The following is a 15,661-nucleotide window of genomic DNA, read 5'->3' as shown; positions in this document are numbered from 1 at the left end:
AATGAAAGAACTTTCACCTAAATACAATCCAGCCGAGGTTGAGGCTGGTCGTTACCAAAAATGGCTTGATGCGGATGTTTTCAAGCCTTCAGGAGATCAAAAGGCTAAGCCTTATTCAATCGTCATTCCACCACCAAATGTAACTGGTAAGCTTCACCTTGGTCACGCTTGGGATACAACTTTGCAGGATATCATCATTCGTCAAAAACGTATGCAAGGCTTTGACACGCTTTGGCTTCCAGGTATGGACCACGCGGGGATTGCAACTCAGGCTAAGGTTGAGGAGCGCTTGCGTGGTGAGGGCATTACCCGTTATGACCTCGGTCGTGAAAAATTCCTCGATAAGGTCTGGGAATGGAAAGACGAATATGCCACTACTATCAAGGAACAATGGGGCAAGATGGGGCTCTCTGTAGACTACTCTCGTGAGCGTTTCACCCTTGACGAAGGTTTGTCAAAAGCTGTCCGCAAGGTCTTTGTGGACCTTTACAAGAAAGGCTGGATCTACCGTGGTGAGTTTATCATCAACTGGGACCCAGCAGCTCGCACAGCCCTTTCTGATATCGAGGTGATTCATAAGGATGTTGAAGGTGCCTTCTACCACATGAATTACATGCTGGAAGACGGATCTCGCGCCCTTGAAGTGGCGACAACTCGTCCTGAGACCATGTTTGGGGACGTTGCCGTTGCGGTCAATCCAGAAGACCCACGCTACAAGGACTTGATAGGTAAACACGTCGTCCTTCCTATCGCTAATAAACTCATCCCAATCGTTGGAGATGAGCACGCAGATCCTGAGTTTGGTACTGGTGTCGTGAAAATCACGCCTGCCCACGATCCAAATGACTTCTTGGTTGGTCAACGCCACAACTTGCCACAAGTTAACGTCATGAACGACGACGGAACCATGAATGACTTGGCCTTCGAATTTGCAGGCATGGACCGTTTCGAAGCTCGTAAGGCAGTCGTTGCTAAGTTGGAAGAAATCGGTGCCCTCGTCAAAATCGAAAAACGCGTCCACAGTGTTGGTCACTCAGAGCGTACAGGTGTTGTGGTTGAGCCACGCTTATCAACGCAATGGTTCGTTAAGATGGACCAATTGGCTAAGAACGCTATTGCCAATCAAGACACAGACGACAAGGTAGAATTCTACCCACCTCGTTTCAACGATACCTTCCTCCAATGGATGGAAAATGTCCACGACTGGGTAATCTCTCGTCAGCTCTGGTGGGGTCACCAAATCCCTGCTTGGTACAATGCTGAGGGTGAAATGTACGTCGGTGAGGAAGCTCCAGAAGGCGACGGATGGACTCAGGACGAAGACGTCTTGGATACTTGGTTCAGTTCTGCCCTTTGGCCATTCTCAACTATGGGCTGGCCTGATGTCGATTCAGCAGACTTCAAACGTTACTTCCCAACTTCAACCTTGGTAACAGGTTACGACATCATCTTCTTCTGGGTATCTCGTATGATCTTCCAATCATTGGAATTCACTGGTCGTCAGCCATTCCAAAACGTCCTTATCCACGGTCTTATCCGTGACGAGCAAGGACGTAAGATGTCTAAGTCACTCGGTAACGGGATTGACCCTATGGATGTCATCGAGAAATACGGTGCCGATGCCCTTCGTTGGTTCCTTTCAAACGGTTCTGCACCAGGTCAAGACGTGCGCTTCTCTTATGAGAAAATGGATGCTTCATGGAACTTCATTAACAAGATTTGGAACATCTCTCGCTACATCCTCATGAACAATGAAGGTTTGACCCTCGAGCAAGCAACTGCTAATGTGGAAAAAGTTGTCAACAAGGAAGCTGGAAATGTCACAGACCGCTGGATTCTCCACAACCTCAATGAAACTATCGGAAAAGCAACTGCTAACTTTGACAAATTTGAATTTGGTGTGGCTGGACACATCCTCTACAACTTCATCTGGGATGAGTTTGCGGACTGGTATGTTGAGTTGACCAAGGAAGTTCTTTATAGCGATAACGAAGAAGAGAAAGTCATCACACGTTCTGTTCTCCTTTACACTTTGGACAAGATCCTTCGTCTCCTTCACCCAATCATGCCATTCGTGACAGAGGAAATCTTTGGACAAATCTCAGAAGGCTCTATCGTTACAGCAGCATACCCAACTGTTAATCCAGCCTTTGAAGATCTTGTTGCCCACACTGGTGTGGAAAGTCTCAAAGACTTGATTCGTGCCGTTCGTAATGCACGTGCGGAAGTAAACGTAGCACCAAGCAAGCCTATCACCATACTTGTTAAGACTAGCGATAGCTACTTGGAAGCCTTCTTTAATAGCAACGTCAACTACATCAAACGCTTCACAAATCCAGAACACTTGGAAATTGCATCAAACATCCCTGCACCTGAACTCGCTATGTCAAGCGTCATCACAGGAGCAGAAATCTACTTGCCACTGGCAGACCTCCTCAATGTCGAAGAAGAACTAGCTCGTCTCGACAAGGAACTGGCTAAATGGCAAAAAGAACTGGATATGGTCGGTAAGAAGCTCTCTAACGAACGCTTCGTAGCCAATGCCAAACCAGAAGTCGTCCAAAAAGAACGCGACAAACAAGCCGACTACCAAGCGAAATACGACGCGACCGTCGCACGTATTGATGAGATGAAGAAGTTGGTGAAATAAACAGCAATAGTGATATAAAACCAGAGGTAAACTTTTGAAGTATTTGGAACAAATAGTTATCTGCAATAACGAATTATCTAATGTGAATTGGATCAGAGATAATAAATTTAATTTCCATTATGTTAATGAACATGAGAAAATATTTTCAGGAATGACAATTGGTGATATTATTTTTCATATGAATTACCTTAATAAGAAGTATCCGAAAGTTAATCTTCCTGTTTGGTTTGAAATAACTAATAATGGCTTGGAAATAGCGGATAAGTTAACATACATACTAATGGAATGTTTGTGTTACTATTATCTAAATTATGAAAATAGAAATATTCGAATATTTTGGGGACCTGAACCAACTATTTTAACAGATGGTATAAGAAAATCTCCTTTAATTCATTTAAATAAAAAATTCTCTAAAAAGATATTTTTTGAGAAATTTTTAAGTGACGAGAGTGATACTCATTATAGAAAAGTTTATAGACTTTCTGATAAGGAAGGAGATCCATTTTATCAATCAGTAATTCAAACTGAATTGGACTTATTTTTAAAAAAAATGGATATTAAACGAGAGTCTTCGGAGAAAATTTCTGAAATATGTGCCGAATTAATAGGTAATACATTTGAGCATGCAAAGTCAGATTGTTTAATTGATATAGACTTAACAGATAGTCACGGAAAAGAAGAAAAAGGGATTATTGTTGATGGAGAATTTAAAGGTGTAAATATAGCTATCGTAAATTTTTCAGATAAACTACTTTTCGAAGATATTAAACACAAACTAAATTCAGAAGAACTGACCGGTGAAAAATATAAAAAAATTATGGATGCTTATAAAAAGCATACTAAGTTTTTTGATGATGACTATCCTGAAGATTTTTTCTACTATCTTGCAGCAACTCAATTAGGAATATCCGGTAGGAAGCAAATTCAAGATGTCGGTGGAACAGGACTTTATGTGCTGTTGCAATCATTGATAGAGGACTCAGATTTAAGTAACTGTTATGTTTTATCAGGAAAACATATAATTATTTTTAATGATGATTATTTATTTGAAAATGAAGAGCAGTGGATGTGTTACAATGAAGAGAAAAACTTTGTTGATTTTCCACCGAATAAGAATATAATAGGCAGATGTCCGATTTTTTTCCCAGGGACAGCTTATAATCTAAATTTTGTAATAGAAGTGGAGCAGTAAATGGAGAAAATAGTAATTAAAGGAATTCCAACCTCATTAGCAAGACTGATTGGTTTTGAATTAGGAGTTCATGTCTATGAGGAAAATAACCTGGATAAGGTTGATCTAAATAATGAAGTTGAAATTATCTTTCCAACTACAATTGAAAAAATTTCATCCTCGTTTGTGCAAGGGTTTTTTGCAGGTTTTGTAAAAAAAGTCGGTAAAAACACTGCTAAGAAACAGGTTGTTATAAAAATGAAAGATGATGAACTAACGGAAATGTTTTATAAGAAATTATACTAGCGGGAGGGATAATGGAGTTATCAGATGTAATTGCTATATTTGCATTGCTGATATCAGGTTTTGCATTGTATAAGCAAATAAAAAAGGATAAAGTGTCTCAGAATACCGTTTTTTTCAATCAAATATTCTTAAATTTTTTAACTCAAGACTGCGTTGAAGCGAGAAATGATATTAGATTTGACAATCGTGGAAGACTTGAAAATACAAAAAAATTCGAGGAGCTTATTGCTGAATTAGGTAATAAAATTTCTTTCTACGAGTATGTTGATAAAATTTTTTATGATCAATTGAAAAATTTATTGACAGAATTGGATGATTTAGTTGTTGATGATAAAGAATATAAAGGGAAAAAACAAACTGATCATTCGAATAAAATTGATAAAAAAATATCGGAATTATTTAAGTTAATTATGGACAAATATTTTATCAAATAATTCTCTATTTAGAAAGCAGGTTACTACATGACAAATTCTGTAAGTTCGAACCGACCTGAGAAGTACAACATTGCAGCTTTCTTCTCAGGTGTTGGGGGAATTGAGTTGGGATTTGAACAGACCAACGAGTTCAGAGTGGTGTATGCCAATGAGTTTGATAAGTATGCGCGTCAGACTTATCAGTTAAACCATCCAGATACCTATTTGGATGGTCGTGATATTCACGATGTTCAGCCGGAGGATATTCCAGCTGAGCGCGTGGATGTGATTATGGGAGGTTTCCCTTGCCAAGCCTTTAGTATTGCGGGTTATCGCAAGGGCTTTGATGATGATCGTGGCGATCTTTTCTTTGAATTGCTTCGGATGATTGAGGGATGCAAACCTCGTGCTATTTTTATCGAAAACGTCAAGAACATGGTCGGTCATGACCATGGTAATACCTTCAAGGTTATTCGTGAAGCCTTAACTGAGAACAACTACTTCATCAAGTGGAAAGTTCTCAACGGGAAAGACTATGGAAATATTCCACAAAACCGTGAGCGTATCTACATTGTTGGTTTTGATACCAAAGAAGCTTATGACTTGTTTGAATTCCCAGAGGAAATCAAACTAACCACGACTCTTCAAGACGTCATTAACTTTGGCGATAAGCTAGACGAGGTCTACTACTACCGTGAAGGCAAGCAAAATTTCTATGACCAGTTGAAGTTTGAAGTCACCAGTCAAGATACAGTTTACCAGTGGCGCCGTCAGTATGTCCGTGAAAACAAAAATGGAGTCGTCCCTACCCTAACAGCCAATATGGGAACAGGTGGACATAACGTTCCGTTGATTTTGACAGACAGTGGTGAGATTCGTAAACTGACTCCGAAAGAAACCTTTAACGTTCAAGGTTATCCTAAGTCCTTTAAAATCCCAGAAGGGGTTTCTAACGGTCAGCTATACAAGCAAGCAGGAAATAGCGTAGTTGTTCCTGTGATTAAACGCATCGCAGAGAATGTTGCCAAGGCTTTGAACGAAAGCCAAGGACAATCTCAACTTGACCGCTCTGGAAAATTTGCGATTATCTACACCAAGATGAATGGTCAATTTGAAGGGCAATCCTATGTCAAGGATTTTGTGGATAGCTATGACCAGGCTCTTGAAAAAATCAAGTCTTATGACGATGGTTTAGCAATTCTATCAGATGAAGAATATTTGAGACTTGTAAAAAAACAAGGCAAACTCGAATTTTACAGTATTAATTAACGAATATATAAGAGGATTAGTGAAAAACTAATCTTCTTTTGATATACTGAAAATAGAAAAGAGGGCGCTTATGTGGGAACATCTAAAGTCTGAACAAAAAGACAAATACAAAACCTTAATTACCAACTTCGCTAGCTTGAGCCAAGCTTTCTCTCAAAAGGCAGAATCCGAAGACGAGGAACAAACAGAACATTCTGTTGCTCCTATTGTCAACTCCAAATTTCAGGAGACAGTTTTCCAGAAGGCTTTTAATGCTGTAGGGGAAGATATTGCCAATACTTCCTATGATGCCTCTGTCGTTGTAGACGAAAATCATAAATATCTAGTGGGTATCAAGTCTTTTGGGATTAATTCTGGAGACCAAAAAATTGCCCAGTTCAAGAAAGATTCTCAATCTTGGACAGACTTGTTAGGTGATATCAAGTTTCATGCAGATATTTCAGTAGATAAAGAAACAGCGGACAAGGAAAACTATCAACGCTATGAAGAGTTAGCACGAAAGATTGCAACTTTGAGGAATCAGAGAATCGAATCCTCTAAGGCGCAAATCAAGGGATTCAACTCAGACTCGGTCAATGTTGAAGCTGTTTATCATGTTTTGATGCCCACACCAAAAGGAGAAAATCCTAAGATTTTTGTCGGTGAAACAACTTATCTACCAGTCGATATTGATAATCTAGTCATTGAAGGCTCAACTACCAAAAACAATCCAACTAATTTCCGATTTACAGATGGGCAACACCACTACAAGTACACAGCAGCTGACAGCCAGCTCCACATGACTTTTAATAATAAAGATATTGTGGTAGATACTTGGGACGTTCATTACATCGAAGATCCTTTTTCTCTCTTTGAAAATCTTCATTTGCTAACAGCTGAAAAGGAACAATCCGATATCTTAGAAACGGTGTCTTGGGTAATCACAGACAAACATGGAAATGTAGAAGAAAACTCTGGTTTTAATGCCTTTAACGGTGGTTCAAAACTAGCCAAAAAAGATCGTCTCCCACGAATTTTAAAGATTCAGGATAAATTTAAGGACAGTCTGGCTCCAGAAGAACTAGCTTTTGTGACCTTCTCCCTAGAAGAAATCCTCTTGAAAAAGTGGACCAGCAAGGAAGAAAAAGCTCAGATGAAGGCGATTCGTGAGGATTTGATTCACTTTGCCCATAATACTGGCAATGAAAAACTCATTAAAGAAATTGAACAGCTAGTTTATCGTCCAGTTAGCGAAGTTTACATCCCGCTACCTGACTCCAAGAACTTTCATGACGAAAGGCCTGACTTCTTTGGTCATGGATTTGGAACTTTTGAACCTGGGACTAAAAAACTAGCTCTATCCAAAGAAGAAAGAACCTTTAAGCTACGCTTCTTACCTTCTGGAGATGTCATTAATGCCTATATCAACCAAGAATCTGGCAAGGCGATTCAGTCGACTGATAAGCAAGAAATCCTTGGAAATTGGATTTTGCGTGGTGTTTTCCAGTTGAAGGAACGAGAAATCTTGACAGGTCAAAGACTCAATGAACTGGAAATCAACGGTATTCGATTGACCAAGTTTAAAAACGGGGAAATTGGAATTGAATTCATCTGGATTGACACCGAAAACCCACCACACGATGCCATCGGTTGGGTAGCAAAAAAGAGCTGAACAACACAAAAAATCTCTTAGATTCATTTCTAAGAGATTTTTACTTACTTATCTCCCCCCTCACAACCAGCCTTCTTCTTCGGCAGTTTTGGCTGCTTCGGTTCGGTTGCTTGCGCCTAGTTTGGAGAGGATATTGGTCATGTAATTACGGACGGTGCCGTTTGAGAGGTAGAGCTTATCTGCAATTTCTTGGTTGGACAGCCCCTGTGCAACTCCATGTAGAACAGCGACTTCTTGCTCGGTCAAGGGATTGGGATGGGTCATCATGACTTCCATCAGCTCTGGAGAATATTCCTTGCGTCCCTCTAACACCGTATGCAGGGTTTGCATGAGTTCGGCGATGCTTCGCTCTTTCAAGACATAGGCGTCGACTCCTGCTTTGACCGCTCGTTCAAAATAACCTGGACGTTTAAAGGTTGTAACGATAACCACCTTGGTTTCAGGCACTTCTTGTTTGATCCACTCGAGCGCTTCTAGTCCCGTCTTTACTGGCATTTCGACGTCAAGGATGGCAATATCTACTGTTTCTTTCCCCAAAACCTCGATAGCTTCAGCCCCATTTTTCGCCTGCAAGACGGTCTCCACATCTGGTTGAAAGCTTAAGAGCTGGCACATGGCGTCTCTAAGCATACTTTGATCTTCTGCGACTAATACTTTCATCTACTTTCTCTCCTTATAAGACAGATGCACGCGCACTTCTGTGGGATCTTTCAAACTGACTAGCTCTACTTGACCTGAGAAGGCCGAGGCACGATCTCGGACTGTATGGAGTTCATTCCCTTTTACAGTTGCAAAACCTTTCCCGTCATCTCTGACTGTCAGGACCAATTCCTGATCTGTACGTTCCAGTTTTAGGTAGGCTTTTTTAGCTCTGGCATGCTTGATGATATTGGTCGCAAGTTCTAGCAAAATCATAGCAGCCGTCGACTCTACATCCTGGGTCAAGCTAGCCTTGTCCAAGTGATTCTCAATCTGGACTTCAATTCCAGCAATCTCTAGCATCTTTTTGACAGTTGCAAGTTCTGAAGCTAGGGTCCGTGACTTCAGATTTTCCACAATAGTTCGCACTTCATTCATGGAATCCTTGCTGATCTGGTGAATTTCTTTTAATTCCTTTTCCACCTGTGGATAAGCCTCCATCTGAAACAACTGCAAGGCCAAATCTGTCTTGACACTCAGCATAGCAAAGGTATGTCCCAGACTATCATGCAAATCCTGACCGATACGACTTCGTTCATTTTCAGCAAGCAATAGATTTATCTGGGCATTTTGCTTAGCTTGCGCTTCTTTCAAATCCTCCACAATCCGAATCCGAACCAAGCCAAAAGTCATCAAATCGACAAACGTAAGAATCCCAAGCAGATAGAATAGAAACTCAACTTCGATTCTCTGAATAATCAACAGTTGCCCCACAACAAACACTTGAGTAAGGAGAAAAGTCCAGACATGTAAAGATTTTAAACTACGTACACCAAAATGATAAATTAAGAGATTGGAAAGGAAAAAGAAGAACCAGATATAATTCGCAGCAACAAAGGCAGTATACCCAGCTACATAGATTAGCATGATGCCCCAGAAAAGCCAAGAAAGGCGCTGGTTCTTAGTTATTAAAACGCCCAAATACGCCATTACAAATAGAATATCAATCAATAAATGCCAGACAGGAAGCTCCCCAGTCACTACAGGAATGATGGAAAAAACCATAAAAATCAAACTGGCCCAATACATATAGTCTATACTTTTCAGTCTTTCAAGCATTAAGAATTCTCCTTATGACCTTGAAGGTAAATGGTCAAACCAAACAAAACTGCTGAAAAAACAAGTAGATAAACTGTGGCTGATAAATTGATGCCCGCCTCATTTAAGAAAGTCTTGAGCAACTCCATCAACTGATAAGTTGGTAGGCACTTCCCAATTGCTTGCATCCAGTCTGGAAATAAAGAGATGGGCATCCAGAGTCCGCCTAACACAGCCAAGCCTAGATAGAGAAGATTGCCCACGACAGACATCAGCTGACTAGAAGGCAAGAGTGTTAAGGTCAATCCAAGCGCTACAAAAGCTACACTTCCTACTATCAGCAAGAACGCAGCCCCAATCCAGCTTCCTAGAGGCATATCCACACCTCTGACCAAGCGCCCAACTGAGAAAACAACCAGGATTGAAACCAAATAATCAACCATCATACTTGTTATCTTTGATAGATAATATTCTACCATATTTACTGGAGTATGGCGTAATGTTTTCTGCCAATTGTTGATTTTATCGGTATGTAAAACAGCTGGGAATGAAAACATAGCTGTCGACATCATGGAAAAGGCCGTCATGGAGATGAGGTAGTCGCGCATAAAATTCGCAGGTCCACCTGGTGTGTCCTGGTACATGCCTGAAAAGAATAGATAGAAGGCCGTCGGCATCCCAACGGATAACAGATAATAGACTAATTGTCGTTTGGTCAATAGAAATTCTATCTTGTTTAGTGCGATCCATCGTTTCATCTTAGTCATCTCCCTTTTGTGTTTCTTCAAAGATTGTATCCAACAAGCTACGATTATTGACTTCAATTTCTTGAATCCTACATCCTGCCTGAACTAACAGTTCCCAGAAAGCATCCGCTTCACGTGTAACTACTTGCAAAGCATCTTGTTTTTGTGACCAGTTTTCAACCAAGTTAGACTGCTCAATGACTTCCTTGTATGCTAGAGGAAGGATAAAGTGCTTTTCAATCTCTTCACTGCGCATGGCTAGAGGTGTTGTATCGCGAATCAACTCTCCCTTATTCAAGACCAAGATTCGGTCCGCTGTATGCTCTACCTCTTCGATATAATGGGACGAATAGAGAATGGTAACTCCCTTAGCTTTTAGCTCCTGAACAATTTCCCAAAAGCGTTGACGGGTTGAAGTATCCATTGCAGCAGTTGGTTCATCTAAAAAGACAAGCTTTGGTCGGCCAATCAAGGTCAAGACAAAAGAGAAGAGTCGCTTTTGCCCACCTGACAATTTTTCTGCGAATTGCTCTTTTTGTTGCTGGTCAAACTGCAATAGTTGATCGATTTCCTGATTGCTCAAGGGATTTGGGTAAATGCTTTGAAAGAAAGCAATCAACTCTTTGACCTTTAATTTCTGAACGATGACATTTTCTTGAGGGAGGTAGGATCTTGTGTAGTCTAACTGAGAACTCGTCACTGGCAAGCCTTGGATGGATACTTGACCGCTTGTGACCAGTTTATCTCCAAGTAAACAGTCCAAGAGTGTGGTCTTTCCAGCACCATTGGGTCCAATCAAGGCGACGCATTCACCTTCAGCTACCTCAAAGGAAATATCCTTCAAAATAGCCTTGCCCTTGATGTTTTTATTTAGGCTTTCTACCTTAATCATGTTCATGATTTTCTCCTTTCAGCCACTCCTTTCCCATCGGAAAGGCGATAAAAATCATAAATCCTAACCCCCAGGCACCACGGATGAATTGGTGAAGGAAGGCTTGATCAAACCAACCTGTAAACATTTCTACCAACCATACCACTAGTGACAGTCCAATAAAAAGAAAGAGAATCGCTTTTTTCATTTTTCAAACTCCTTTTTCACATCTGAGACCAATTTCAAACCTTCTCGGATCAACCAAGACATGATTCCGAAACCTGCAAATAACTCCCAAGGAAAATGATAGAAGTTTTCATCCAATCCAGAAAACATGAGATAGGTCATGACTCCTGCTGCTACTAAACTCATTGCGACAATTACTTTATCTTTCATTTTTTCTTCCTCCATTTGATACATCTAGTATAATTCTTTGAAGGTAGAATCACTAGAAGCTTCTGTCATGAGGAAATATGACAAATGTCATTAAAAATGATGGAACAGAAATTACTAGATTGGATTGATTTTCTAGCACCTATCAGCTACTGGGTCCAAAACTCATTGCAAACCAAAAAGATCGGGAATCTTTTCCCGACCTCTTTCGTTTTCTATTTCATTCTTATTCCACACTGAAAAGATATGGATACACTGGTTGTTGACCTTGGTGGATTTCTACTTCTACATCTTCGAATTCTTCTGTGATTTCTTGGGCGATTTGGTTAGCCAATTCTTCACTTCCATCTTCACCGATATAGAAGGTTACAATTTCACTGTCTTCATCCAACATATGTTTCAAGGTCTCAGTCAAGGTTTGGTGCATATCAGGGTTTGATACGAGGATCTTACCATCTACCATACCAAGATTGTCATTTTCATGAATTTCTAGACCATCGATAGTCGTGTCACGAACGGCTGTTGTTACACTACCGCTGACCACATCAGCAAGAGCTGCAGTCATACGGTCTTTGTTTTCTTCGATAGACTTGCTTGGATCAAAAGCAAGAAGACTAGTCAATCCTTGAGGAAGAGTACGTGCTTCTACCACCACTGCCGGTTGTTCCAAGACTTCAGCGGCAGATTGAGCTGCCATGAAGATGTTTTTGTTGTTTGGCAAGAAGATAATGTTACGAGCATTGACTTTCTCAACAGCCTTTACAAAATCTTCTGTAGAAGGGTTCATGGTTTGTCCACCTTCGATGACATAGTCCACACCTTGAGCACGGAAGATATCTGCCAAACCTTGTCCAGCTACTACAGCAATAAGAGCGTATTCTTTTTCTTCAGCTGGCTTGCTGACTTGAGCTTCCTTTTCTACTTGTGCTTCGTGTTGGTTACGCATGTTATCTACTTTAACCTTGACCAAGCTACCATATTTGAGACCTTCTTGCATGACAAGACCTGGATCTTCTGTATGGACGTGAACTTTGACGATTTCATCATCATTGACAACAAGTAGAGAATCTCCAAGTTCGTTCAAGTAGTTACGGAATTCTTCATAGTCAAATTCTTTAGCATAAGTTGGACCTTGCTTAAGGGCAACCATGATCTCAGTACAGTAACCAAATGTGATGTCTTCTGTTGCCACATGTCCAGCTACAGACTTGTGGTGTTCTGCATTGATCATTTCACTCATGTTAGCTGGAGTCGCTACAAAGTCTTCAGAAGCGCTATATTCACCAGTAAGAGCTGAAAGGAAACCTTCATAGATGAAGACCAATCCTTGACCACCTGAGTCCACAACGCCAACTTCCTTCAAGACTGGAAGCATGTCTGGAGTCTTAGCAAGGGCTGTTTTAGCTCCTTCCAAGGCAGCGCGCATAACCTCAATGGCATCGTCTGTCTGCTCTGCTTTTTTCTTAGCACCGATGGCAGCACCACGTGATACAGTCAAGATTGTTCCTTCAACTGGCTTCATAACAGCCTTGTAGGCTACTTCAACACCAGATTGGAAGGCAAGAGCTAGGTCTTTCCCTGTTAACTCTTCTTTGGTTTTGATGGCTTGCGAAAATCCGCGGAAAAGCTGAGAAGTGATAACTCCTGAGTTCCCACGCGCACCCATCAAAAGACCTTTAGCCAAGATACTTGCAGCCTCACCAACAGTTGAAGCTGGTTTGTCTGCTACTTCTTTGGCACCATTTTCGATAGTCATTCCCATATTTGTTCCTGTATCTCCATCTGGAACTGGGAAGACGTTCAATGAGTTGACATATTCGGCTTGCTTGTTCAAACGAGTAGATGCAGCCTGTACCATTTCTTGAAATAAGCTTGTAGTAATATTTGACACGATTATTCTCCTACAACTTTGATATTTTGAATGTAGACATTTACAGTTTGAGCAGTGATGCCTAGTTGATTTTCCAAACTAAAACGTACACGCTCTTGGATGTTTTTTGAGACTTCACTAATCTTAGTTCCATAGCTCAACACGGTATATACATCAACTGCAATGCTACCATCTTCGGCCGCTTTTACAACGACACCTTTAGAATAATTTTCCTTCCCAAGAAGGGCTTGGAAATTATCTTTGAGGGCTTTCTTACTTGCCATACCGACCACACCAAAAATCTCAGTTGCTGCACCGCCTACAACGGTAGCAATCACTTCATCTGTTAGTTCGATTTGACCATCTTTTGTATTAATTTTTACAGTCATTTTTTCTACCTCAACTAGTTGATACTCTATTTTATCATATTTCAAGCCAAGTGTAAAAGCAGAATACTGTATCGGCGGATATTTGCTCCTTTGACGAGACTTTTTGAGCTTAGAGCAAAAGAAAAAGACCTGATGGCCTTTTACTCTTTATTAAACGCGTTCTACTTTACCTGATTTCAAAGCACGAGCTGAAGCCCAAACTTTTTTAGGTTTACCATCGATAAGTACAGTAACTTTTTGAAGGTTTGGTTTTACGGCACGTTTTGTTTGGTTCATCGCGTGTGAACGGTTGTTTCCTGATACAGTCTTACGACCTGTAAAGTAACATACTTTAGCCATTTGTGTTTTCCTCCTATTAGATCTAATATAGCGGATGTGCTAGCACCACATACTGTACTATGTTATCACACTTTCTCTGTTTTGGCAAGGGGATTGGAAGATTTTTTTATTTAACGTAAACAACTCCTAATTTCCCAAAAGCAACGTCCCCACGGATAATCAAAGTTTTGCTGGTTGGGGCTACAGGAGCATCTGCCTTGGCAGCACCACAAAAAGTTTCCACCTTTAGATCTACTCTCCAGTGTTGAGGCACGTAGATAACTGCATTCCCAAAACCGACTTCGATATTCAGAGTAGCAAAATCACCTAACATCTCTGCATTGTCATAATAGATTTTGGCATTCCCAAATCCGACTTCAAACTCGTCTTCTACCAATTCTTGGTCTTGCTTGTAAAATGTACCTGTCCCAAAAGCGACTTCCTTATCTGTGAGAATGGTCTTTTCACCGTCATACCACCATTTTTTACCATTCCAAGTTCTGTTGGAGTGAGTCAAAGAACTAACTCCAAGAACAATTAGAATACTAGCCCAAAACAATGACTGATTGGGAATCGGTAAAATGTCATAAAAATGATTAGCAATCATGAGTGCCACTAGGGCTGTAAAAGAGGCTGATGTCAGATGACGACGAAGCAAAGCTTCAATTGATTGATAGGCAAAAAATCCAATACCGATCAAGGGCCAAATGTGCCCTCCCAGAGAAGGGATTCCAAAATTCCCCTGCAATAACACTAAAGCTGCCAATACTAGCAACACAATACCAAATACTTTCTTTTTCATGTTCTTACCTCATGTTTCTTAGATTTTCTTTTAGGAGGGATTGGTAGTGCCGTGACACGTGAACCTCCTTGTGGGTCTGATAAAAGGAAATAGTTCCTGTACCTGAGAAGGACTTGTCCACCGAGTAAACCTGCCGGATATTGGCAATGGTCGACTTGGATACCCGACTGAAATAGCGGGGCAGAATGGACTCCAACTCATAAAGCTTGAGCCGAACCTCGTAGGCTTCTTTCTGGGTATGAGCGTAAATCTTGCTACCTTCTGTCTCAAAAAAGAGAATTTCTGACAAGTCTAAGTAGTACTCACCCGTCCCCTTATAAAAGATCAACCTAGGAGCCTTGGTTTCTTGCAAGAGTCGTTGCAAATCAGCTATTTCATCTGTCAGGGCTGCAGCCTTGATGACAATCTCTGTCTCAGTTAATTCACTATCAATCTCGATTCGTAACTTCATCCTATCTCCTTTCTGCATCTACTATACCAAAGCCCATAAGACTTTACAAGGGCAAAAAAGCAAGTGGTCACTTTTGACTCGTAAGTGGTTACGAGGCCAGGCCCACTTGCTTTGCATTTCACAAAATAAAGAAAAGAATTCCCCAAATGAGCCCACAGGCATAGCCAACCAGAACATCCTTGGGATAATGAACGCCTCCTAAGACCCGCACAAGACCGAGAAGAGCTGATAAGACCAATAAAACCAACCCCACAGGCAGATTTGCATGTAGGCAAGCCATGGAAATAATGGTTGCTGAAAAGACGTGGCGACTAGGCATTGAATTCCCAGAGCTGTCCTTGTCTAATAGTGGGACAATTCCCCAAGTTTCATAGGGACGCGGTTGATTAATACACTTACGCACCAGCGTCAATAGAACAAAACCCAATGCTGGCACTAAGATATAAGCGTAAAAGTCGTTCCCCAAGCCCTTGCTCATAAGGCTTGTCCCCAACAAAGTCAAGTAGGCTAAGGGCATCAGAACTGTCATCATGCGATTAAAAACTCGCATCAATTGTAATAGCTGTGGATGTTGAAGGAGACTTGATTTCCTTTTGTCGTACCACTCTTGATAGTTTTTCATGT

At 40.9% G+C, this 15,661-nt stretch carries 18 protein-coding genes; 6 read left to right on the top strand and 12 right to left on the bottom strand.

Annotation, left to right across the window (positions count from 1 at the left end; genetic code table 11):
- Position 1 precedes the first annotated feature (1 nt).
- The 6 genes from HMPREF2728_RS03555 (at position 2) to HMPREF2728_RS10820 (ending at position 7,460) form a co-directional block, all read left to right on the top strand.
- A complete protein-coding gene (locus tag HMPREF2728_RS03555) occupies positions 2-2,650 on the top strand; it encodes a valine--tRNA ligase (RefSeq protein ID WP_075227056.1) in 2,649 nt (882 codons plus the stop codon).
- Between the two features lie 151 nt (positions 2,651-2,801).
- Positions 2,802-3,842: a hypothetical protein gene (locus HMPREF2728_RS03550; RefSeq protein ID WP_148130255.1), complete on the top strand. Its 1,041-nt coding sequence runs from the start codon at positions 2,802-2,804 to the stop codon at positions 3,840-3,842.
- Positions 3,843-4,127 carry an STAS-like domain-containing protein gene (locus HMPREF2728_RS03545; protein WP_075227054.1) on the top strand — a complete coding sequence of 95 codons (285 nt, stop codon included), beginning with the start codon at positions 3,843-3,845 and terminating at the stop codon, positions 4,125-4,127.
- An 11-nt stretch (positions 4,128-4,138) separates the two neighbouring features.
- The gene (locus tag HMPREF2728_RS03540) at positions 4,139-4,561 is read left to right on the top strand and encodes a hypothetical protein (RefSeq protein WP_075227053.1); all 423 of its coding nucleotides are present in this window, start codon (positions 4,139-4,141) and stop codon (positions 4,559-4,561) included.
- A 27-nt stretch (positions 4,562-4,588) separates the two neighbouring features.
- The gene (locus HMPREF2728_RS03535; RefSeq protein ID WP_075227052.1) at positions 4,589-5,809 is read left to right on the top strand and encodes a DNA cytosine methyltransferase; all 1,221 of its coding nucleotides are present in this window, start codon (positions 4,589-4,591) and stop codon (positions 5,807-5,809) included.
- 70 nt (positions 5,810-5,879) lie between these two features.
- Positions 5,880-7,460: a hypothetical protein gene (locus HMPREF2728_RS10820; protein WP_075227051.1), complete on the top strand. Its 1,581-nt coding sequence runs from the start codon at positions 5,880-5,882 to the stop codon at positions 7,458-7,460.
- Between the two features lie 60 nt (positions 7,461-7,520).
- Here HMPREF2728_RS10820 and HMPREF2728_RS03525 read toward each other — a convergent pair whose 3' ends face one another.
- The 12 genes from HMPREF2728_RS03525 to HMPREF2728_RS03470 all read right to left on the bottom strand — a co-directional run bounded on the left by HMPREF2728_RS03525 (position 7,521) and on the right by HMPREF2728_RS03470 (position 15,659).
- Positions 7,521-8,120 carry a response regulator transcription factor gene (locus tag HMPREF2728_RS03525; RefSeq protein ID WP_075227050.1) on the bottom strand — a complete coding sequence of 200 codons (600 nt, stop codon included), beginning with the start codon at positions 8,118-8,120 and terminating at the stop codon, positions 7,521-7,523.
- Complete coding sequence (locus HMPREF2728_RS03520) at positions 8,121-9,218, bottom strand: sensor histidine kinase (RefSeq protein WP_075227049.1); 1,098 nt, start codon at positions 9,216-9,218, stop codon at positions 8,121-8,123. It lies immediately after the preceding gene.
- On the bottom strand, positions 9,218-9,955 hold the full coding sequence (locus HMPREF2728_RS03515) for an ABC transporter permease (RefSeq protein ID WP_075227048.1): 738 nt from the start codon (positions 9,953-9,955) through the stop codon (positions 9,218-9,220). The genes HMPREF2728_RS03520 and HMPREF2728_RS03515 overlap by 1 nt, the downstream gene beginning before the upstream one ends.
- Position 9,956: 1 nt before the next feature.
- Positions 9,957-10,841 carry an ABC transporter ATP-binding protein gene (locus tag HMPREF2728_RS03510; protein WP_075227047.1) on the bottom strand — a complete coding sequence of 295 codons (885 nt, stop codon included), beginning with the start codon at positions 10,839-10,841 and terminating at the stop codon, positions 9,957-9,959.
- Positions 10,828-11,022 carry a hypothetical protein gene (locus tag HMPREF2728_RS03505; protein ID WP_075227046.1) on the bottom strand — a complete coding sequence of 65 codons (195 nt, stop codon included), beginning with the start codon at positions 11,020-11,022 and terminating at the stop codon, positions 10,828-10,830. Before HMPREF2728_RS03505 ends, HMPREF2728_RS03510 begins: the two co-directional genes overlap by 14 nt.
- On the bottom strand, positions 11,019-11,225 hold the full coding sequence (locus tag HMPREF2728_RS03500) for a hypothetical protein (protein ID WP_075227087.1): 207 nt from the start codon (positions 11,223-11,225) through the stop codon (positions 11,019-11,021). The genes HMPREF2728_RS03505 and HMPREF2728_RS03500 overlap by 4 nt, the downstream gene beginning before the upstream one ends.
- A 208-nt stretch (positions 11,226-11,433) precedes the next feature.
- Positions 11,434-13,098 (bottom strand): DAK2 domain-containing protein, encoded by a 1,665-nt coding sequence (locus HMPREF2728_RS03495; protein WP_075227045.1) that lies wholly within the window; start codon positions 13,096-13,098, stop codon positions 11,434-11,436.
- A gap of 2 nt (positions 13,099-13,100) precedes the next feature.
- Complete coding sequence (locus tag HMPREF2728_RS03490; RefSeq protein ID WP_000216431.1) at positions 13,101-13,466, bottom strand: Asp23/Gls24 family envelope stress response protein; 366 nt, start codon at positions 13,464-13,466, stop codon at positions 13,101-13,103.
- Between the two features lie 150 nt (positions 13,467-13,616).
- Positions 13,617-13,805 carry a 50S ribosomal protein L28 gene (gene rpmB / locus HMPREF2728_RS03485; RefSeq protein ID WP_001140948.1) on the bottom strand — a complete coding sequence of 63 codons (189 nt, stop codon included), beginning with the start codon at positions 13,803-13,805 and terminating at the stop codon, positions 13,617-13,619.
- A gap of 106 nt (positions 13,806-13,911) precedes the next feature.
- On the bottom strand, positions 13,912-14,586 hold the full coding sequence (locus HMPREF2728_RS03480) for a LiaF transmembrane domain-containing protein (RefSeq protein WP_075227044.1): 675 nt from the start codon (positions 14,584-14,586) through the stop codon (positions 13,912-13,914).
- A gap of 4 nt (positions 14,587-14,590) precedes the next feature.
- Positions 14,591-15,037 (bottom strand): LytTR family DNA-binding domain-containing protein, encoded by a 447-nt coding sequence (locus HMPREF2728_RS03475; RefSeq protein ID WP_000776599.1) that lies wholly within the window; start codon positions 15,035-15,037, stop codon positions 14,591-14,593.
- Between the two features lie 118 nt (positions 15,038-15,155).
- Positions 15,156-15,659 carry a phosphatase PAP2 family protein gene (locus HMPREF2728_RS03470; RefSeq protein WP_075227043.1) on the bottom strand — a complete coding sequence of 168 codons (504 nt, stop codon included), beginning with the start codon at positions 15,657-15,659 and terminating at the stop codon, positions 15,156-15,158.
- Positions 15,660-15,661 lie beyond the last annotated feature (2 nt).

Origin of the sequence: Streptococcus sp. HMSC061D10, assembly GCF_001808865.1 — a bacterium.
GTDB lineage: Bacteria > Bacillota > Bacilli > Lactobacillales > Streptococcaceae > Streptococcus.
The sequence above is the reverse complement of the archived record's forward strand: the minus strand, read 5'-3'. Positions and strand labels throughout refer to the sequence as shown.